Annotated in this window: 13 protein-coding genes; 7 read left to right on the top strand and 6 right to left on the bottom strand. The window is 62.1% G+C overall.

Going from position 1 to position 19,743, the window contains the following annotated elements:
• Nucleotides 1-435 precede the first annotated feature (435 nt).
• The 6 genes from OGM60_01110 to pknB all read left to right on the top strand — a co-directional run bounded on the left by OGM60_01110 (nt 436) and on the right by pknB (nt 10,457).
• On the top strand, nt 436-2,289 hold the full coding sequence (locus OGM60_01110; protein UYI99420.1) for a serine/threonine protein kinase: 1,854 nt from the start codon (nt 436-438) through the stop codon (nt 2,287-2,289).
• Nucleotides 2,286-3,296: a DUF3662 domain-containing protein gene (locus OGM60_01105; protein ID UYI99419.1), complete on the top strand. Its 1,011-nt coding sequence runs from the start codon at nt 2,286-2,288 to the stop codon at nt 3,294-3,296. The genes OGM60_01110 and OGM60_01105 overlap by 4 nt, the downstream gene beginning before the upstream one ends.
• A gap of 6 nt (nt 3,297-3,302) precedes the next feature.
• Nucleotides 3,303-3,719, top strand: coding sequence for an FHA domain-containing protein (locus tag OGM60_01100; GenBank protein UYI99418.1), 417 nt, complete (start codon nt 3,303-3,305; stop codon nt 3,717-3,719).
• The gene (locus OGM60_01095; GenBank protein ID UYI99417.1) at nt 3,716-5,494 is read left to right on the top strand and encodes a Stp1/IreP family PP2C-type Ser/Thr phosphatase; all 1,779 of its coding nucleotides are present in this window, start codon (nt 3,716-3,718) and stop codon (nt 5,492-5,494) included. Before OGM60_01100 ends, OGM60_01095 begins: the two co-directional genes overlap by 4 nt.
• Nucleotides 5,495-5,510: 16 nt before the next feature.
• Nucleotides 5,511-8,381 (top strand): FtsW/RodA/SpoVE family cell cycle protein, encoded by a 2,871-nt coding sequence (locus OGM60_01090; protein ID UYI99416.1) that lies wholly within the window; start codon nt 5,511-5,513, stop codon nt 8,379-8,381.
• A 132-nt stretch (nt 8,382-8,513) separates the two neighbouring features.
• A complete protein-coding gene (gene pknB, locus OGM60_01085; protein ID UYI99415.1) occupies nt 8,514-10,457 on the top strand; it encodes a Stk1 family PASTA domain-containing Ser/Thr kinase in 1,944 nt (647 codons plus the stop codon).
• 494 nt (nt 10,458-10,951) lie between these two features.
• Here the strand turns inward: pknB and OGM60_01080 are convergent, their stop codons facing one another.
• From OGM60_01080 to OGM60_01055, 6 genes are all read right to left on the bottom strand, one after another.
• Nucleotides 10,952-11,824, bottom strand: coding sequence for a PfkB family carbohydrate kinase (locus OGM60_01080; GenBank protein UYI99414.1), 873 nt, complete (start codon nt 11,822-11,824; stop codon nt 10,952-10,954).
• 99 nt (nt 11,825-11,923) lie between these two features.
• Nucleotides 11,924-12,892 carry an SIS domain-containing protein gene (locus tag OGM60_01075; GenBank protein UYI99413.1) on the bottom strand — a complete coding sequence of 323 codons (969 nt, stop codon included), beginning with the start codon at nt 12,890-12,892 and terminating at the stop codon, nt 11,924-11,926.
• A 100-nt stretch (nt 12,893-12,992) separates the two neighbouring features.
• The gene (locus OGM60_01070; protein UYI99412.1) at nt 12,993-13,850 is read right to left on the bottom strand and encodes a sugar phosphate isomerase/epimerase; all 858 of its coding nucleotides are present in this window, start codon (nt 13,848-13,850) and stop codon (nt 12,993-12,995) included.
• Nucleotides 13,851-13,862: 12 nt separating this feature from the next.
• The gene (locus tag OGM60_01065; protein ID UYI99411.1) at nt 13,863-15,326 is read right to left on the bottom strand and encodes a YfcC family protein; all 1,464 of its coding nucleotides are present in this window, start codon (nt 15,324-15,326) and stop codon (nt 13,863-13,865) included.
• A gap of 197 nt (nt 15,327-15,523) precedes the next feature.
• Entirely contained in the window at nt 15,524-16,258 is a 735-nt protein-coding gene (locus OGM60_01060) for a GntR family transcriptional regulator (GenBank protein ID UYI99410.1), read from the bottom strand.
• 254 nt (nt 16,259-16,512) lie between these two features.
• Nucleotides 16,513-19,266 (bottom strand): sigma 54-interacting transcriptional regulator, encoded by a 2,754-nt coding sequence (locus OGM60_01055; protein UYI99409.1) that lies wholly within the window; start codon nt 19,264-19,266, stop codon nt 16,513-16,515.
• A 114-nt stretch (nt 19,267-19,380) separates the two neighbouring features.
• Here OGM60_01055 and OGM60_01050 point away from each other — a divergent pair, with 114 nt between their 5' ends.
• Complete coding sequence (locus OGM60_01050; GenBank protein UYI99408.1) at nt 19,381-19,668, top strand: hypothetical protein; 288 nt, start codon at nt 19,381-19,383, stop codon at nt 19,666-19,668.
• The last annotated feature ends 75 nt before the right edge of the window (nt 19,669-19,743 follow it).

Raw genomic sequence — 19,743 nt, 5'->3', positions numbered from 1 at the left:
TCCATAGCGTGTCATTATATCGCTCGGGCTGCTCGTTTATCTCCACGCCCACACCAGCCAGCATCAACGATTCAGGCGAACTCCAATCCGAGCCAGATCACGGTTCAGCTTTTGTCCGCAGTCCCCGCATCAAAGCGGGATGCGGTTTCCTTTTGAGCGTCGATCTGGAAACTGTATCCCGTTCTGAGTCAATATTCTGGGACGCAGTTTCCGCAGCACACCCCATTCGGAAAGCGTGTCCCAGTATTTGGCCGCAAACTGGGGCGCGCTTTCCGGATGGGTCGAGACGAAGGCCAAGCCAGACAGGCAGCCTCGCATCCCGCCATCCTCGCCATCCGCCTGAGCGTGCTACACTAGCAGCATCTATGCCACCGCGAACGGCTCGGCCCCGCGCCCGCCGCTCGCAAACGAACTTTAAACGCACGAGGGTTGGCCATGCCGCTTTTCTCGCAACATACCGCCCGGTTCTCGCCGGACGTTCCCTTGGAGGGCACTAGCTCTCGCGAGCTGCTCAAGCGGTACCAGCCGCTCGAGACGCTTGCGACCGGCGGTTTTGGCTCCATCGAGATTTGCCGCGACACGCATCTGCGCCGTCGCGTGGCCATTAAGCGCATCCCCCTTATCAACGGCGCCGGCATGCCCGCCAGCGACATCATGGACGTGCTGCGCGAGGCGCATACCGCCGCCATGCTTCAACATCCCAATATCGTGCAGGTTATCGACTTTACGCACGACACCGCCTATGCCTACCTGGTCATGGAGTATGTCGACGGTATGTCGTTGGCCGAGTTTTTGCATCGCGTGGACGGCCACTCGCTCACCTTTGACGAGGCCGCGGCCATTGCCGACGCGCTGGGTCAGGCACTCACCTTTGCCCATGCAAACGGCGTGCTTCATCTGGACATAAAGCCCGCCAATGTGCTTATCGACCATTCGGGCAATGTAAAGATCACCGACTTTGGCATGGCGCGGCTGTCGTCCGCCGGCGGCTTTGGCGGATCGCGCGGCGGCACCATCGGCTACATGCCGCCCGAGCAGCTCGATATCGAGACCGGCACGGTCGACGAACGTGCCGATGTCTTTGCCCTTGCCTGCGTGATCTACGAGGGCCTGTGCGGCAGTGCCCCCTTTATGGCGGCCACGCCTGCCGACTCGCTCGACCGCATCATCGGCGGCGCCACCTATCCCAGCGAACTGATCCCTCACTTTCCCCCGGGGGCCGAGGCGGCGCTCATGAGCGCTCTCTCCCCCATGCCGCAAGACCGCCCCGATAGCATCGAGGCATTCTGCGACCGACTCCTTGCCGGCTTGGGGAGCGTGCGCGAAGGCCGTCGCAGCTTGGAGCAGATGGTAGGCGAGCTTTCGAGTGACGAGTGCGTGGCAGATGATATCGAGCCATCGAGCTACGAGGATGACACCGTCGAGGTCGACCCCGCGCTTGGCTGGGCGGGCACGCGCTGGGGCCGCGCACGCAATTACACCATGCGCGGCATCTCGGCGCTCTCATGCGGAGCCTTCAGCTTTTTGCTTATGCAGACAGCCGGCGTCGCGACGCTTCCCGGGCTGGTCGTGGCGGCCGTCGCCATTGGCGCGGCGGCAGGCTTGGCCCCGCAGATTGGCTCGGCCATCTCGGCCGTGGGCTTTTTGGTGCTCATGGCCAACGCCACCATGCAGTCGCAGGGCATCCTGTCGATGCTGCCGGTCGCGGTCATTTTTGCCGCTGCCATGTCCGGTTGGTGGATTGCTTGGGGACGCACCGAGGCGGCTGCGAGCGCGACGCTCACCTGCGCGCTTGCGCTGGGTTGCCTAACCGGCGACGCCCTCCTTGCCGCCGGAGCCGCCACGAGCATCGCGGCGTTTTGGCTCGGCCCGGCAAGCGCAGCGGCGGCCACGGGCATGGGCGCACTCTTTGCCCGCCTTGCCGCAGCGGCTCTCTCTGCGGGAGGCGTACTGGGGCTTAGCAATGTCGTCGCAGCGCTGGGAGACGCGCTCCTTCTCGCTGCAATCGTGCTGGTTGCAGCAATAGCCGCGGCAACATCGCTGCTGCTCAATGCTCATGCCAAGCGCGCCGAGCAGGGATCGAACCTTGCCGCCATCGTCGCAATTGCCGTCGCCGGCATCGGCTCGGCCGTATCGTTTTGTCTTGCACACCATATGGAAATTGCCAGCCTTGCGGGCCCGGTCGTCGCCAAGGCAGCGGTTACGGGAATCCTATCCTCTATAATCGTCGGGATATGCCTTTATTTGCTCGGATACCAAAGAACCTATACGGAGAGTGATCTTTCGTGAACTTCCTGAACATCTTCGAGGACCACGTGGCCGGCATCTTCGGTACCACCCGTGCCCCGTTCTCCTTTAAGAAGCTTGCCAAGCAGGCCGCTCGCGACATGGAGGATCAGACTCTGGTGATCAACGGCGTCAACACCGCGCCGGCGCTCTATACCATCCTGATTGCCGCCGACGACGATCCCATGCTCGCCCCGTTCTATCCCGAGCTTTCGCGCGAGGTCCGCGAGTTTGTGAAAGCGCAGGCCGAAAAGCGCCGCTACGTCTTTGTCGGCGAGCCCCTCGTTCGCTTTATGATCGACCCGCAGCTGCGCGGCGGCAAGTTCTCGGTCTTTGCCGAGAACGTCGATGCCCCTACGCTCGGTCGCCTGTACGAGGAAGAGCGCGCCTACCAAAACGGCCTGGGCCAGAACAACTCAGCCGCGAGCCGTGCCGCCAGCGCCCCGCGCGCCGGCCAGCAGCAGTTTGCCGCCCCGCAGCAACACCCCGCTGCTATGCCGCAGCAGCAGCCGGCACCTCGTGCTGCCACTCCCGACCCGCTTGCCGTGGCCGACCCCTTTGCGCCCAATATGCCCGATCCCGCCGCCGCACCCATCCCCGTGCCCCAAACCGTCTCGCGCGACGCGCTTGCCGGCATGGGCGGAGCCGCCGCGACCGGCGCCGCCGCTGGCCTTGGCGCCGCAGCCAGCATCGCCTCCAACATGGCAAGCTCTCGCGCCCCGCAGCGTCCGCTCGCCCAGCTTGTCGACGTCGTGAGCGGCGAGAGCCACGCCATCACCTCCGCACAGGTGACCATCGGTCGCGAGCGCTCGGTTTCCGACATCGCCCTGCGCGACCCCAACGTGTCGCGCCGTCATGCCCAGCTCACCTTTACGGGCTCGGACTGGTCGATCGAGGACCTCAACTCCACCAACGGCACGCTCGTCAACAACCGCCGCATCACGCGCTGCCCGCTGCGCAACGGCGACCTGCTGACGTTTGGCCTGAGCACGTTCGAATTTAGGGGATAGTCGCTTATGAACATCGATATCGTCCTGTTTGCAGGCCGCATTGTCCTGGTCGTCCTGCTCTATATCTTCCTGTTTGCCGTCATGAAGACCGGCGTGGGGCTCGTCCGCGGCCAGCGCCGCGACTCGGCCATCTGGACGATCGATGTGGACAAGGGCCCGCGCGGCATCCGCGGCATCCACGTGGATATGCTCGGCCCCGTCATCGTCGGCCGTTCGCCGTCGTCGGACATCTGCATCAACGAACCGTTTGTCTCGGCCTCGCATGCGCGCTTTTCGCTGCAGGGCCCGGCACTTATTATCGAGGACCTCAACTCGCTTAACGGCACGCTCGTCAACGGCCGCCAGCTGGTGGAGCCCGCAACGCTGCGCGAGGGCGACGAAGTCCAGATTGGCGACGTGGTCATGAAGGTGAACCGTCGATGATCGACGAGGAGAACAAGTCCGCAACCATGTCCGAGACGTCGGCCGCCCCCGCGGCCGCGCCGGCTCATGCCGCCCCGGCGGGCCCTGTGCCCGTGGAACCCGAGGACACCGTGTTCTCCCTGCCTCTTTCGCATGTAACGCAAGAATATCCAACGCTGACCGACGACGAGAACGCCGCTGACGGCGGTAACGCCCCCATCGGCGTGCACGCCGCTGCCGAGCAGCCCGCGGTCCCGCAAGACACGCCCGCGCCGGCTCACTTTGCCGAACCCGTCGCCACGGCGATTACCGAGAGCTCCGCGGTATTTGCGGCTCCCGAGCCCGCGGCACCGGTGTTTCCCGTAGCGCCGGCACCCGCCGCAGCGTCCGAGCCTGCAGCCGTCGCCCCGCAAGACGACGAGCCTGTCGACCGTACAACCGAAGAGCCAGCCACGCCCAACGTCAACGACCCGAGCAACGATGCCGACACCGTCTCGCCCGGCGATACGGCCGAGATTGACGTTGCCGCCGTGGAGGCCAAGCTTAAGGACCCCGGCTCGACCATGAGTTTTGAGCCGCTGACCGACGAGCGCGTCGAGACTGACTCGACCTACGACGCCGGCACGACCACGCAGCTCATGTGGGGCGCCCGCTCCGATGTTGGCTGTGTGCGCCCGCATAACGAAGACTCCTATCTGGTGCAATCGCCGCTCTTTTGCGTATGCGACGGCATGGGCGGCCACGCCGCCGGTGAGGTAGCCTCCTCCATCGCCGTCGAGACCATTGCCAAGACAGCGCCGCAGGCAGCCGACGCCGCACGACTGGCGGCCGCCGTCGAAGCTGCAAACGCCGCGGTCATCGAGGCTGCGCTCAACGGGCTTGGCAAGCCCGGCATGGGCTGCACGGCAACCTGCGCCTATATCGAAAACGACATGCTCGCCATCGCCCACGTGGGCGACTCGCGCGCCTATCTGCTCCACGAGGGCACGCTCATCCGCGTGACCCGCGACCACTCCTATGTGGAGGAGCTCGTGGACGCCGGCGAAATTACGGCAGACGAGGCTCGCGTCCACCCCAACCGCTCGGTCATCACCCGCGCGCTGGGCTCGGATCCCGCCATGTATGCCGACCACTTTACCCTGCATATCGAGGAAGGCGACCGCCTGATCCTGTGCTCGGACGGTCTTTCGAGCATGATTCCCGATAGCGATATCGAAAACATCGCCACACAGTCCTCGACCGCGCAGATTTGCGTCGACAACTTGGTGGACGCGGCGCTCGCCGCCGGCGGCCACGACAATGTGACCGTGGTGGTGGTCGACCTGGTCGACGATGGCGTCATGCGCGAGGCAAAGCGCGTCCGCCGCCGCAACATCACCATTGCCACCGTACTGGGCATCGCTTTTGTGCTGGCGGCAGCCATCTGGGCCTACGCAGGCATCACCGGCTCGTACTACCTGGGCACCTACAAGGACACCGTCGCGGTCTACCGGGGCATTCCCGGCAAGCCGCTCGGCCTTAAGCTGCACTGGCTCGACAGCACGACCACCATCAAACTGTCCGACCTGCCCGAAGACACACAAAATCGCCTTAAGGCAGGTATTCAGCAGACGAGCATCGACGACGCACAGGACACCATCTCCAAGTACCGCCATCAGATCGACGAGGAGCAGACCCGTCAGGTGATCGACGCGCAAACGATCCGCAATAACACCGACCAGGGTTCGACCTCCGAATCGGATTCCGAGAAAACCGCCGAACAGTCCGCCGAGGCCGAAGCCTCCGATAAGAATTAGAAAGGGAGTGCCGCTTATGAGTCGCCGCAACACCGAACTGCTCTTGCTCATCGCCTCGGCGTTCCCCGTCATCCTGCTGTATGCGATGTACGTGCTCACCGCGGGCGCCGCCATCTCCTTTGAGACGCTCGCCGTGCCGATCGGCCTCTTTGCCGCCTTCGCCGCGGCACATATCGCCGTGCGCATCTTGGCGCCCGGCGCCGACCCCGCCATCCTACCCATCGTATTTATACTTTCGGGCATCGGCATCACGTTCGTGACACGCCTCGCCCCCGCTCTCGCCATCTCACAGCTCATCATCCTGTTTGTCTCGGTGGCCCTGATGGTGGGAACGCTCGCACTGGTCAAAAACCTCGACGTGGTCATGCGCTACAAGTACACCTTTGGCATCATCGGCATCATCCTGCTGATGCTGCCTATCTTTATCGGCACCACGATCTCGGGCTCCAAGCTGTGGATTCGCATCGCAGGCTTTACCATCCAGCCCGGCGAGTTCGCCAAAGTCTTTATCGTGCTGTTCCTGGCAGGGTACCTGGCCGAGAACCGCGAGCTGCTCTCCATCTCCAACCGCAAGATCCTGGGCTTTAAGATCCCTCGCCTGCGACTGCTGCTGCCGCTGTTTGCCGTGTGGGGTGTGTGCCTGCTCGTCGTCGTCTTCGAACGCGACCTGGGTTCGGCCGTGCTGTTCTACACCATCTTCTTGCTGATGCTCTACGTTGCCACGGGGCGCTTTTCGTATGTCGTTATCGGCCTTGCGCTCTTAGCCGTTGGAGCTGTGGGCGCCTACAAGTTCCTGTCTCACGTTCAGGTGCGTTTCCAGGTTTGGGTCGATCCGTTTAAGGACGCCCAGGGCCAGGGCTACCAGATCGTCCAGTCGCTCTTCTCGCTTGCCGATGGCGGCCTGGTCGGTGTTGGCATCGGCAACGGCATGGCCAACAACATCCCCGTCGTCGAGTCCGACTTTATCTTCTCGGCTATCGGCGAGGAGATGGGCCTTTTGGGCGGCGGCGCCGTGCTCATCCTGTTTATGCTCTTTGCCGTGCGTGGCCTCACCACGGCCGCCCGCGCTAAATCCGACCTCGCAGCCTTTAGTGCCACGGGCCTTACGGCCGCCATCAGCTTCCAGGCCTTCTTGATCGTTGGCGGCGTAACCCGCCTGATCCCGCTGACCGGCGTCACCCTGCCCTTTATGAGCCAGGGCGGCTCCTCGCTGCTGGCGAGCTTTATCATCGTCGCGCTCCTGCTGCGCGCCGGTGACGAAGCGACCGGACGCGAGGCCGAGCTTACCGGCACCGGCACTATGGCCGCCATCACCGATGATCAGGTCGCATCTGCCGCCGCCCCGACGGGCACGCGCTTTGCCACCTCGTCTTCCTACGGCAGCGGCAGCCATTCCGTCGGCTCGCGCATGCGCCGTCGCCTGCTCGACACGCCTGAATCCGGTGTGCTCGGCCGCGTTGCGCTCGCCAACCGTCTAACCCGTGCGGTGCTCGCCTTTACGGCGCTATTCGCCATCCTTATCGGCAACCTCACCTATGTCCAGGTCATCAAGGCCAAGGACTATCAGGACATGCCGACCAACAACCACACCATCGCCCGCTCCAAGTACATCCAGCGCGGTTCCATCATCACGTCCGACGGCGTGACGCTGGCCGAGTCGCTGCAGCAGGAGGACGGCACCTACGTACGCTCCTACCCCAACGGTAACCTGGCAGCGCACGTGGTTGGCTACGTGAGCCAGCAGTATGGCACCACCGCCATCGAGAGCGTCATGAACGACACGCTCACCGGTTCTAAGGACTACTCCAGCTGGAACAACGCCATCGCGTCGCTCGCGGGCCAGACCCAGCCGGGCAACACCGCCAAGCTCACCATCGACTCGCGCATCCAGACGGCGGCCGAGCAGGCACTCAAGGGCTTTAAGGGCGCTGTAGTGGTCATCGACCCGCGTACCGGCGCGGTGCTCGCATGTGCCAGCTCGCCCACCTACGACAACACCAACATCGACGCCCTACTGCAGGCTGGCGGCGGCGAGGACGGCTCTATGTACAATCGCGCCATGGACGCGCTGTACACGCCGGGCTCCACGTTTAAGGTCGTTACGCTTTCCGCGGCACTCGAGACCGGCACCGCCAGCCTTACCAGCACCTACCAGGCGCCCGGCTCCATGGACATCGGCAACGCACCGGTCACCAACTATGCCAACGAGAGCTACGGCACCATCAGCCTGCAGCAGGCCTTTGCCGTGTCCTCCAACGTCGTCTTTGGCCAGGTGGCAAACGAAGTTGGCGCAAACACGCTCGTGCAGTTTGCCAACGCCTTTGGCTACGGCCAAAAGCTCGGCCAGGACCTGACCTCCGCGGCCTCCATCATGGCAGACCCGTCGCTCATGACCGAGTGGGAGACCGCTTGGGCCGGCGCCGGCCAGCCTGTCGGCATGGACCACACGCCCGGCCCGCAGACCACCGTCATGCAAAGCGCCGTGATTGCCGCCGCCATCGCTAACAGTGGCGTGGTCATGGACCCGTACTTTGTAGCCCAGGTACTCGCCCCGGACGGAACTGTGGTCAAGACCACGCAGTCCCGCTCGCTGGGTCAGGCCGTCAGCTCCGCCACGGCCGACCAGGTCAAGCAGGCCATGCTCGCCGTCGTCCAGTCCGGTACCGGCACCGATGCCCAGGTCCCCGGCGTCAAGGTCGCCGGCAAGACCGGCTCGCCCGAGACCGGCGGCACCAACGTCAACTCGACGTTCGTTGGCTTTGCACCTTACGATTCACCCACGGTCGCCATCTCGGTGGCCTTGGAGGATTACGACAAACACGACGTCAAGGCGGCCAAGATTGCCGGCATCGTCCTGACCGCGGCGCTCGCCGCACAGGGAGCGTGATGCCCATGATTGAATCGGACACCCGAGGCGCGCCGCGGCCGAAGAGTTAGCGGCAACGCGCCACACGGCCCCAGCGGCCACATCGTAGGTACTACACACATCGTTGAGCGAATAGTTATGTTAGGAGCAGGAATGGAACAGAGGGTCCTCGGGGGAAGATACCTCCTCAAGGATAAGGTGGGGACAGGCGGCATGGCGACCGTCTACCGTGCACAGGACCAGGTCCTCGACCGCACGGTTGCCGTCAAGATCATGCTGCCGCAGTATGCTGGCGACGCAACCTTCGCCGCACGCTTTAAGCAGGAGGCCCAGGCAGCAGCCGGTCTCTCCTCCCCCTATATCGTGGGCGTCTACGATTGGGGCAAGGACGGCGACACCTATTACATCGTCATGGAGTACCTGCGCGGCACCGACCTTAAGAGCGGCATCAAGAGCCACGGCGCCCTCGACCCCAAGAAGGTCGCCCAGATCGGCTCGCAGATCAGCTCCGCGCTTTCGGTCGCCCACAAGCACGAGATCATCCACCGCGACATCAAGCCGCAGAACATCATGGTGCTGCCCGACGGCAACATCAAGGTGATGGACTTTGGCATCGCGCGCGCCAAGAACAGCCACCTCACGCAAGACAACAACGTGCTGGGAACCGCCCACTACGTCAGTCCCGAGCAGACCCGTGGTCAGGACCTCGGCCCCACCTCGGATATCTACTCGCTGGGCGTCGTGATGTACGAGTGCGCCACCGGCCGCGTGCCCTTTGACGGTGATGACGCCATCTCGGTCGCACTCAAGCAGGTCAACGAGCTGCCTATTCCGCCGAGCCAGATCAACTCCGGTGTCGACGCCGACCTTGAGCGCATCATCCTCAAGTGCATGGAGAAGGACCCGGCAAACCGCTTCCAGACCGCCGACGAGCTTCGTCAGGTGCTCAACAGCTACCTGTCGGGCCGTGCCGTCAACGTCTCGGAGCCCACGCGCATCATCGGTGCCCCCGGTGAGCTGGGCGCCACCAAGACTCGCGAGCTTTCCGATCAGACGCGCGCCATGGTGCGTCCCGTCTCGGGCGTGAGCGGCCAGAATACCGCCCGTAGCTCGGTTTCGGGCTCCACCGGCTCCTACGAGGTCGAAAAGCCCAAATCCAACAAGAACAAGATCATCGCCGCCGTGGTGGCAGCCGTTGCCGTCATCGGCATCGTGGTGGCCTTTGCCACAGGACTCTTTGGCGGCGAGCAGGTCACCGTGCCCGATGTGCTGGGCAAGGACCAGCAGACTGCCGTCGAGCTGATCAAGGAAGCCGGCCTGGAGGTCGGCACCGTCGACCAGAGCTACAACGACGACGTCGACGAGGGCAAGGTTGCCGAGCAGACCCCCGACGGCAACGCCAAGAAGCCCAAGGGCACGCGCGTGAACCTGGTGGTCTCCAAGGGCCCCAAGCCCTCCGAGAAGGTTGAGGTTCCGCAGCTCGTTGGCCTGACCAAGGACCAGGCCGAGGCAGCGCTGGCAAGCGTTGGCCTTAAGGGCAGCGCTTCCGAGGAAGCCAACGAAGCCGAGGAAGGCCAGGTCTTTGAGCAGGGCACCGATGCCGGCAAAGAAGTCGAGAAGGGCACGACCATCTCGTACAAGGTCTCGAGCGGCCCGGATACCACCTCTGTTCCCGATCTGACTGACATGACCGAGTCCCAGGCGCGCAATGCGCTCGACATGGCCGGCTTTGGCGTTAACGTGAGTTATCAGGAGAACGACTCGGTTACCGAGGGCACGGTGATTAGCTGGAACCCCAGCGGCAAGCAGAAGCCCGGCGCCACGATTACCGTCGTCATTGCCAAGAAGTCCGGCAAGGCGAGCGTTCCGGGCAATCTGTACGGTAAGAGCATCTCTGCCGCCGTCACCGCGCTCAACAATGCCGGCTTCTACAACATCGCGTTCTGCGACCAGAACGGCAACCCCGTGAGCGGCAACGAAAACGCCACCGTCACGGGCGTCTCCCCCACCGGCAAGCAGTCCACCGACAGCACGATCACGTTGACGGTTTCGCTTTCTGGCTCCGATTCGGGCGACGATTCCGGCACGACTAACTAGTCGAGGACCCATCACCCGCAGCGGCTAGGGCCGCAAACATATTCGCTCAACGGCGCCCGCTTGCTCCCCCGCAAGCGGGCGCTTTATTTATCGACAGACCATGGCCCCTTAGCAACGCAAAGAGGCCCGCAAAAGCGAGCCTCCCAGGTGACAACAGAATATGTAATGCAGTAATTACTGGCCGCAGAACTTCACCATGATCTCGACCATGGACTCTTGCCTATGGACAAAATGTCCATAGGCAAGGAGATGAAAGAGTAAGGACAACGCCCTCTAAAAGAAGGCCGTATATGAAGATTGCATATCCCTTTTGCCTTCATATACTCAAGAAGCACCCCTCGAAGCGCTCCTGAGAGGCCCCCTTGGATGCAACCCAGGGGATCCAGATTCTGGTAGACATCGGCGCAGCAAAATCCTGCCGCGCAGGCACGAACGGACATCTTGACTCCTAACGCAATGCGGGGCGCCCCAAGACACCCCGCCACGACAAAAAACTAGTTCTCGTAGACCAGCGGGTGGCCCCAACTGCCCTCGATCTTGCAGGTCTCCGCCGCAAAACCGGCAGCGAAGTCCAAGCTCTCGCGAATCGCGGCCTCGCCGCACTCGCCGGCCTTCTTCTTGGAAAGATAGGTGACCAAAAACGCCGTCAGCAGTGAATCGCCGGCCGCCATAGCGTCTTTGAGCTCCTCGGGCGCCACGGGCTTGATGCCCTGCTCGTAGAAGTTTTCGCCGTCATAGGCGACGGAGCCCTTGCTCCCGCGCGATGCGCATACGATTTGAGGGCCAAGGGCCTTCACCCACTCGAGCTTCGCCTTGATATCCTCCAGGGAAGCGTCGCCCATGGACATAAAGGCGTACGTCACAAATGGCGCAATCTGCCCGAAGTACTCGTCGGTGGAGTCATCGGAGAAGTCGAAGCTGATAGGCACGCCGGCAGCCTTGATCTTGGGGAGCTCGCGCTCGGTGAAGCAGTAGTTGCCGCTGTGCACCAAATCGAAGCCGCTGACGTACTCGGCGGCGAAGCGGTCTATCACGTAGCGCATGTCGCCACGTATGCCGCCTTCATTGGAGCCCAGGAAGATACGGTCCCCGGTCTCGTCAACGGTCACGCGAGCGGCGCCGTTGACGCCCAGGACCTGCTGGCAGCGAAGAAGCTCGACGCCCTCGTCCTCGAGCGATGCTATAACGTGCTCGGCCTCCTCATCTGATCCGAAGATTCCCATGTAGGCGCTGCGATCGACGCCGAGCTTCTTGGCGAAGACGGCGAAGTTAACTGCATTGCCGCCGGGATACATGGTCTTGATGTGCTCGTACTTATCGACAACGTTGTCTCCAAAGCCAAGCACGCTTATAGGATAGGCTGCCATGGTTATCTCCATTCAGGTAAACCGCCGTGGTTACGGCGAGCAGACGGGGCGCGAGGGATTCGCACGTCTCAACGCGCCTCGCACCCCGTTTTAAAATCGCTAGTACTTCTCGATGCCCATGTAACGACGCACGTCCGGGTGATGGTCGAACACCTTGCCGCGAGCGGAGCGCAGCTCACAGTTCATCGCGTAGAACAGGATTGGATCAAGGAACGCGCGAACGCTCGCCGGTACTTGGTCCATGCCGTACTCCATGGCGTCGAGCACCATAAGAGTGTCGGTATGGGTCTCGAGGAATGCGAGGGCGCGCTCATCCATGGCTCGGCACTCACTAGAAGACATCTGCAGGAAGTAGAAGACTCCGGGCTCGGTCACCTCGAAGGGGCCGTGGAAGTACTCGCCGGAGTGGATATAGGCGCAGCTCTGCCACTGCATCTCCATAAGCGAGCAGATAGCGAAGCCATAGGCCTGGCTAAACACGGGACCGGACCCCAAGATATACAGGAACTTGTGGTCCTGGCACAGGGCGGCAAAACGGTCGCAGAGTTCGGCGTTGACCTTCTCGCGAGCTGCAGGCAGGATCTGGTCCATCTTGGCGATGCCTTCGTACATGTCGGCAAGGTCGGCATAACCTTCCTGCTGATCCAGGAGCTCGGAAGCGAGAGCCAAAGAGATGCCGGCGGGCACCTCCGCCTGCGGAACTCCCTCGCCCCACGGATATACCCAGCACGTCCACTCACCGTTATCGATGCCGGAACCCGCGTTGTCCGTCTGCACGATAACGGTCGCGCCCGCCGCCTTGGCGATCGAGCACGCATCGATTACCTCGGGGGTGTTGCCGGAGTGGCTGCAAGCGATGACAAGGGACTTTTCGCCCAGGCGCTTGGGACGCATGATATCGAACTCGCGGGCGGTATACGCCTCGCTGGCAAACGTAGTCGCCTCGCGCTTGAGCAGCTCGTGGGCGGGCAGCAGGTCGATGAGGGAGCCGCCGCAGGCAACCCAGAAGACGCTATCGAAACCGCCCTTTTCAGCGATTGCGTCGGCGATAAGATCATGTGCGTTCATTGTTATTCTTCCTTTCGATACGGCGGACGAATCCGCCAACGTTTACTGCGAGTCTTCTCGTCAAGCGTGTTGACTTCCCCACGCGAATGGGAGCTACGCGCTAGTCGACAAAATACCTCTCGAAGGCGTCCATGTTGTGCCGGTCCGCTGCTGCGGGATCATCGAAATACCTTCCATCGGTGATCTCCTGACCAAGATAGCCCTCGAACCCATGCGCGTTGAGGACGCGTACGAAATCGTCCATACTGTGCTTTCCATCGCCCCAAACCAGATGGCCATATGGGTCGCCATCAATGAAGCGCATGTTCCTTATGGCACCATCGCCAAACTCGGCAAACCACTCTTCAAGGCTCTCGCCGGCGACTCCCATAGCGGTAGTGTCCACCATTGGAGTAAGGTGCGGGCTGGCTACTTGGTCAAGCATGCGCCTGGCGTCCGCGAGTGTAACCACCAAGTTGCTCTCTTCCGGCCTCAGGCTCTCCATGCAGAGGGTCACGCCGTGCTCGCCGGCATAGTCCGCAAGAATCGCCAAGTGCTCGGCAGAGCGCTTCCAAGCCTCCTCGCGGTCCTCGTCCCAATCGCCCCAACCGGAGTTGATGGACATATACGGGGCGCCGAGCACCTCGGCGAGCTCGATGCCGTGCTTAAAGTAAGCGAGGCTCCGCTGCGCGTGGAGGGGCTTTCTGGCAGCGTACTGCCACGGATACACCACGTTCTCCGGACACAGGGAGCTCACGGAGAGTCCGCGGGACTCGATCTTGCGGCGAAGCTCGTCGGCCTCGAAATACCCCGTGTGGTCCAGCGTCACGTGCGGCTCGGCCGCCCAAAGCTCGATGGTTTTGAAGCCAAGGCGCTGCTGAGCATCAAGGAAGTAATCGAGCGACCACATGATGTAGTGAATGTTCATGCCGGCGACCTGCTCGCGACGCAGACGGGGTGTGGAAGCGCTTAAATCCATGCTGGGCACCTCCTACATCGGCAGTAGGCCGGAGATCACAGTCGCGACCAATCCGAACAGAACCATGAAGATAAAGAACTTCCAGATGGTCTTCCACCATTGCCCGAAGGAGATCTTCGCCACGGCAAGACCCGCGACGGTCATGCCCGCAACGGGGCTGATGGTGTTGACGGTCTGGTTCGCGAACTGCAGAGCGGTGACGGCAGCCCCGGGATTGAGGCCCATAAGCTCGGTCAGCGGGCCCATGACGGGCATGGTGAGTGCAGCGAGGCCGGAGCTGGAAGGAACCAGCAGCGAAAGCAGGCCGAGGACGATGTACATGAAGGTGGTATAGATGAAGGACGGAGCGCCCGCAAGGAGTCCGACGAGCCAGTTAAGAATAGAGTCGATGATCATTCCGCCCTCTGCGACGACCAGGATGCCGCGGGCGATGCCGATGATGCAGGCTGCGTAGGCGAAGTCGGCGATTCCGCGGACGAACTCCTCCGCAATGGTCTTCTCGTCCAGGCCGCCGAGTATGCCGGCAAGAAGGCCCATGGCCAGGAACACCATGGAGATCTCGTCCATATACCAGCCCTGGGTAACGAGGCCCCACACGATAACGCCCATGCCGACCGCGAAATCAATGAGGACGAGCTTGTGGCGAAGCGTGAACTCCTCTTCGATAGAGGCATCGGTGACAGAGAACTCGATGCGCTTCTGCTTATCGTCCTCATAGGTGATGGAGGACTTGGGATCGAGCTTGACGCGGCGCGCGTAGCGCATGGCCCAGAAAATGCCCGCGGCGGTGAAGATGACCCACAGGATGGCGCGGAGCCAAAGCTGGGGATTTCCCTCGATGCCGATAACGCCCTGGGCGATCAGCACGTTGAAAGGATCAATAGTGGATGCGCAGTAACCAAGGTTGGGGCCGAGGAAGCAGATGATGAACGCGGTCATGGAGTCATACCCGATGCTCAGCATGATGGGGATGAAGATCGCGTAGAACGGCAGCGCCTCCTCGGACATGCCGAACGTGGTGCCGCAGATCGAGAGCAGGATCATGGAGATGGGGATGATCAAGATGTCCTTGTTCTTCAGCTTCTTGATCACGCGGCTCATGCCGGCGTTTAGGGCGTTGGTCTTGGTGACGATGGCGAACGATCCGCCGATCAGCAGGACGAACGCGACGACATCGGCCGCAGCCTGAATGCCCTTGGCGGGAGCCTGCAGGACGGCATCGATGCCCTGTCGCAGATCGACGGTCTCCCCCGTCTCCGAATCGGTGTAGACCTTGTCGACCTCTTGGTACGTTCCGGCTACGGCGACTTCTCGCTCGCCCGCGGCCGTCTGAATGGTCTGGCGGTCGAACTGACCCGATGGGACGATCCATGTGAGCACCGCGAAGAACACGATCAGCATGAACGCGATGGTGTACACATGGGGAAGCTGGAGATGGAATCTGCGCTTGGGCTTCTCCTGTTTGGCATCCGGCATTCTTAACCTCCTGCCAGAGCAACGATGCTTGCCAAAAATCCTTCACGTATAGGCAAACATCTTAGGTTGTTCTATGTATAACCTGCATGAAGGCGTCGGTCAAGAAACATATTAGGTTGTTCTATAAGTGGTAACTTTTACGCGCTAAACGGACCTGCCGCGGCAATACGAGAACAGCGCTGTGTGAGACAGAGCCGCTAGATATCGAAGCTGTAGCGCGAACCCACGTAGTACTGTCTGCCATAGCAGAAGCGCTCTCCGTTGGAATCGAGAAAGCCCGCGTTCATGAAGAACAGCGGCTCCCCTACTGGGACCTTGAGCTCGCGGGCGGCATCAATTCCCGCACGGGCGATCTCCAGCCTGCAGGGATCGGACGAGCAGGGATACCTACCCGTACGCTCCCCCACGGCCTCGAATATCGAACAATTGGAGAGACCGATATCTTTGAGAAATTCGAATCCATCGACAGGATAGTAGTTGTTCTCGAACAGGACCGGCACGCCGTCTGCGGTACGCACGCGTGAGACCAAGATGAGGTCAGAGCCTTCATCCAAGCCAAAGAAAGAAGCGAGGTCGCGATCGGCGGCAACGGTCTTGCGGGCAACGACGCGAGCGCCCGCCTTCATGCCGTTTTCAGCGCATGCTTGGGTAAAACTCTGAACATCGTCCTTCTGATGCACCTTGCGAATTATCTTTGTCGCGGTCACAAACGTACCACGCCCCTGCCGCTTGGTGAGATACCCCTCGCCCACAAGCTCCTCTATTGCGCGGCGAACCGTGACCCTTCCCACGCCGTACATCTTAGAAAGCTCAAGTTCCGTTGGAATCTGCGAGTCAACGGGATATGTCCCCTGTTCGATATCGCTCTTAAGCAAATCGAGCACCTGTTGATACAGCGGGGCGGAAGAGCCCCCATCCAGATGCGCATCCACAAAAACTCTCCCTTTAAGGCGTTCGCGATCTCAACGACTCCATTCTACCGCACACGGAAAAATGAGGTTAAACACATAGGGGCCCTGCATGTTTGAGCGTATCGGGAATCTGGTCGCTGATTTCGTCCACATTTGCTTGCGAAAAACCAAAACGCTCCTCGCGCTTGGCGAACACGGTGAGGCCCGCCGCCTTGCACGCAGCGATCGATGATGCTCGTGTGATGTTGGCTTCCTTCCTTTGCTTGCGAGGCGCGTCACTCGTCCTGCTGAGCCGCGGGCCCATCGTTCGGCGTGGCCTGCCTGCGCGGGGCATGCCGGGAATTGATGTAGTCGTATGCGTAGGCGATCTCCGTGACGGGGACCTCCACGTGGTAATGGGCGGAAATGTCAGAGAAGCTCGTGCGGAATGCCTCGACGAAATCGTTGTGTTCATTGGCGAAGCGCTGCTCGTCTGCGTAGTTCTCGATGGGGCTTCTGGTCACGAGGCGCTCCACGAGACAACACAGGTGCACGTAGAGCCCCATGCTCACACGAGCGCCAATCACGTCTCCGGTGAGCTGCTGGAGCCGCTCTGCGGCACTCTCGATTTCGCCGAAGAGCTTGTTGGGGTTAAGGATTGTGATGGACTCGACCACGTTCCTGAGGGTCATGTTCTTGACGAGATTCTGGTGGAACGTGCGCAAGCTGTCCGCGTCGAGCAAGCGTGCGAAGGCGCGGTCTATCTGGGCCGTTCCTTCGCCGGCGATGAGTTCCTCGAGCGAAATGAACGGGACTCCGTCGGCGTGCGGATTGTCCGTGCCGATGACCGAGCGCACGTTGTACTGGGAGAAGGCGGCATCCTCAGATCCGTTATTGGCGAGCTGCCGCCAGTCAACGGCGACAAGCCGCGCGGGGGACTCGCCAGGCAGGCTCTGCGCCACGAGATCGCGGATCCGCGCAGCTGCGTCAAGTCCGCCTTCGGAGCAGAAGACAATCGCGTCCGGTCGGGCGTTGCGCGCCACGATGTGATAATTACAGGTGCAAGCTGCCGCAGCATCGTCGAGAACCTCTCGCACGGAGCGACCCGCGATAAGTCCGGCGCCAACCTCCACCGCAAGGCCGGTAGAGGCGTTGTTTATGATGCCGAGCGTCATGCCGGAGGTGGATTCCAGACTCTTATAAATATCCTGGAGCGATCCCATGTCCACGAGGATGACGACCTCGTCTGCGTAGGAGAAGCGGTCGATGATTTGCTGAAGAGGAACAGCGACGTCCGTAACCTTCTGGTCGTAGGGCATGTCGATGGCCTCGAAGACCCTCGTGTCAAGAATCCGATTGGCGGCGTCGGCGATGCTCGTGGCGGTCGAGTAGCCATGACTGAGGACGATACCGACGCTCCGACGACGCTTAGACGGGTCGAGTGCGAGTGCCGCATGCGCAAGGACGAGCAGACACGTGAGATCGTCGAGTGCGATGCCGAGCGTGGCCTTGAGTTCATCAGCGATGCAGGCGCAGACAGTAACGGCAAAGCGGTTGCGCTGGGCCACGACGCCGCGCATGCCGGAAAGCTCGCTTGCATGGGAGCTCTTCCAACGCGAGAGGCTTGCGGGCGGCCACAGCTGGAGGCAGATGCCCTGGGCGATTAGATGCGAGCTCTTTCGGGACAAATCGATCGAGTAGAGTTCGTTCACGGAAGTGACGACGCTGTCGGCGATCTGCTCGTATGCGTCGGACTTCGAGCGGCCCGGGTTTTGCCCGAACGCCAGGTAGTCCTCGAGGTCGCGGGCTCGCTCCACCAGCTGAGCGCTGCACGCGCCCCCATCAAGCGTGCCTTCGCGATAGCTCTCGTATGGCTCCAGCATGGCGTCGAGTACATGCCGTGCGCGGTCGTCCGCCTGGCTTTGGATGCTCCGGGTGGTGTCGATGAGCTGCATGTCGTTCTCGCTGCGCTCGAGTGCGGAGCCGGCAAGGATTGCGGAGGGAAGCTGGTAGGTGCGAATCTCCAGGCTTTCACCCTTCGTGTCTAGATAGGCCTCGGCGCAACAGTTGGTGATGCAGTCGCGCAGGCCGCGTACGTTCTCCTCGAAGTTGGTGCCGGCGAGGGCTCGGAAGGCTCCGCGACTTATGAGGATGTCGCGTCCTATGCGTCGGCCCTCCTCCTTGAGGAAGTGGAGAGTCAGTTCCTCACGCTCCTCCTGGGTGCGCTCGCGCAGAGACGGCACCTGGGCGGACATGGGGATGCGACGCGTGAGGCTGCGGCACTCGGTACTGTCTGCCTCGTTTGAGGTGGCAAAGATAAGGCGCACAGCAGGGGCTGGCACAATGGCGCCCGCCTGTGCGGAGGCCCACTCCAAGAGCGCGTCCTGGGCAGCGGGTGAGAGGGCGTCGACGTCCTTGAGATAAACGATGCCGCCGCTCGCCCGATCTGCAGGCCCGCCATCTGCGCACAGGTCGTGAGTGAGCGCGCGGGCATCGTCTGCGTAATGCGAGCAGTCGATGCTCACAAGCTTGGCTTCCTGCTGCAGGACGCCGACGTTCTTGCCGTATTCGAGGGCAAGTTCGGCGAGTAGACCCTTGCCGGTTCCCGAGGCGCCACAGAGCAGGATGGGCAGGCCAGCTGGCGGGTACTTGAGCGCGGCGCAGAGCTGGCTGATGCAGGGCGCAAGGCTCAGCTCGTGACCGATTGCGCGGTCGAAGTCGAGTCGCTCGCCGTTTCCGAGCGTGGCGAAGAGCTGCTCGACCGAAGGGTAGGTGCTACGCTCAATGCGAGACTGGAAGAAGCGTTCGAGGGAGCGGCGGTGGAAGTAGCACACCGGTCGTGCCCCTGCTTTCACCACGAGGCCAGCGCGCACGAGCTCGTTGAGATACTGACTTGCCAGGCTGCGCGAGATGGCGAGCGAGTCGGTTATAGATGCCGTGGTGAAGTGGTCGAGACGGTTCTGGATGCGCCCGCCCCGCGTGCTGCCAAGCTCGCGCGTGATGCGATCGAGGTAGGCAAGCAGGTCTTTCTGTGTCTCGGGGATGTTCATGCGGCTGGTCCTCCTTTCGTCCCACACCTTACGGGCGGGGTGGTGCTCGGGACGGGTTGGCGCCCGCGTTTTGTCACGGGCACGTGAACTTCGGCACTCCATGATACATCTGTAGTGGCATATGGCGACTTCTCGACACCTGCGCTCGACACAGCGAGCGGCAACAGCGCTGTCCGCCGAGCGCCTCACGGGCGTATCCCAACCGTAGGAGTGCGCTTTGCCACCTTTGACTGCCTCCCTGTCGGCAAGCGGCTCGCCGTTCGCTCCGTCTCTGACCACATCGCTCGAATCGACTCTGCCGCCGGCGCTGTGGTGGCCGTCGTGCCCGCAAAGGTCATCAAGCAGGCCGACGAGGTCACCGCGGGCAAGGTCTCCCTCGTCGACGCACTCAGGAATCTGTAGGCGAGGCCCCTAAGGCCGCCTCGCTGTCGGCAGCCCGGGGCCATGTGCCATCAGGGCACAGGACGAGTCCGGTCG

This window comes from Coriobacteriaceae bacterium, from assembly GCA_025757745.1.
Classification (GTDB): Bacteria; Actinomycetota; Coriobacteriia; order Coriobacteriales; family Coriobacteriaceae; genus Collinsella.
The sequence above is the reverse complement of the archived record's forward strand: the minus strand, read 5'-3'. Positions and strand labels throughout refer to the sequence as shown.

Coding starts and splice junctions, on each gene's coding strand:
- OGM60_01110 (UYI99420.1), top strand. CDS start 436: ATGCCGCTTTTCTCGCAACATACCGCCCGGTTCTCGCCGGACGTTCCC.
- OGM60_01100 (UYI99418.1), top strand. CDS start 3,303: ATGAACATCGATATCGTCCTGTTTGCAGGCCGCATTGTCCTGGTCGTC.
- OGM60_01095 (UYI99417.1), top strand. CDS start 3,716: ATGATCGACGAGGAGAACAAGTCCGCAACCATGTCCGAGACGTCGGCC.
- OGM60_01090 (UYI99416.1), top strand. CDS start 5,511: ATGAGTCGCCGCAACACCGAACTGCTCTTGCTCATCGCCTCGGCGTTC.
- pknB (UYI99415.1), top strand. CDS start 8,514: ATGGAACAGAGGGTCCTCGGGGGAAGATACCTCCTCAAGGATAAGGTG.
- OGM60_01080 (UYI99414.1), bottom strand. CDS start 11,824: ATGGCAGCCTATCCTATAAGCGTGCTTGGCTTTGGAGACAACGTTGTC.
- OGM60_01075 (UYI99413.1), bottom strand. CDS start 12,892: ATGAACGCACATGATCTTATCGCCGACGCAATCGCTGAAAAGGGCGGT.
- OGM60_01070 (UYI99412.1), bottom strand. CDS start 13,850: ATGGATTTAAGCGCTTCCACACCCCGTCTGCGTCGCGAGCAGGTCGCC.
- OGM60_01065 (UYI99411.1), bottom strand. CDS start 15,326: ATGCCGGATGCCAAACAGGAGAAGCCCAAGCGCAGATTCCATCTCCAG.
- OGM60_01055 (UYI99409.1), bottom strand. CDS start 19,266: ATGAACATCCCCGAGACACAGAAAGACCTGCTTGCCTACCTCGATCGC.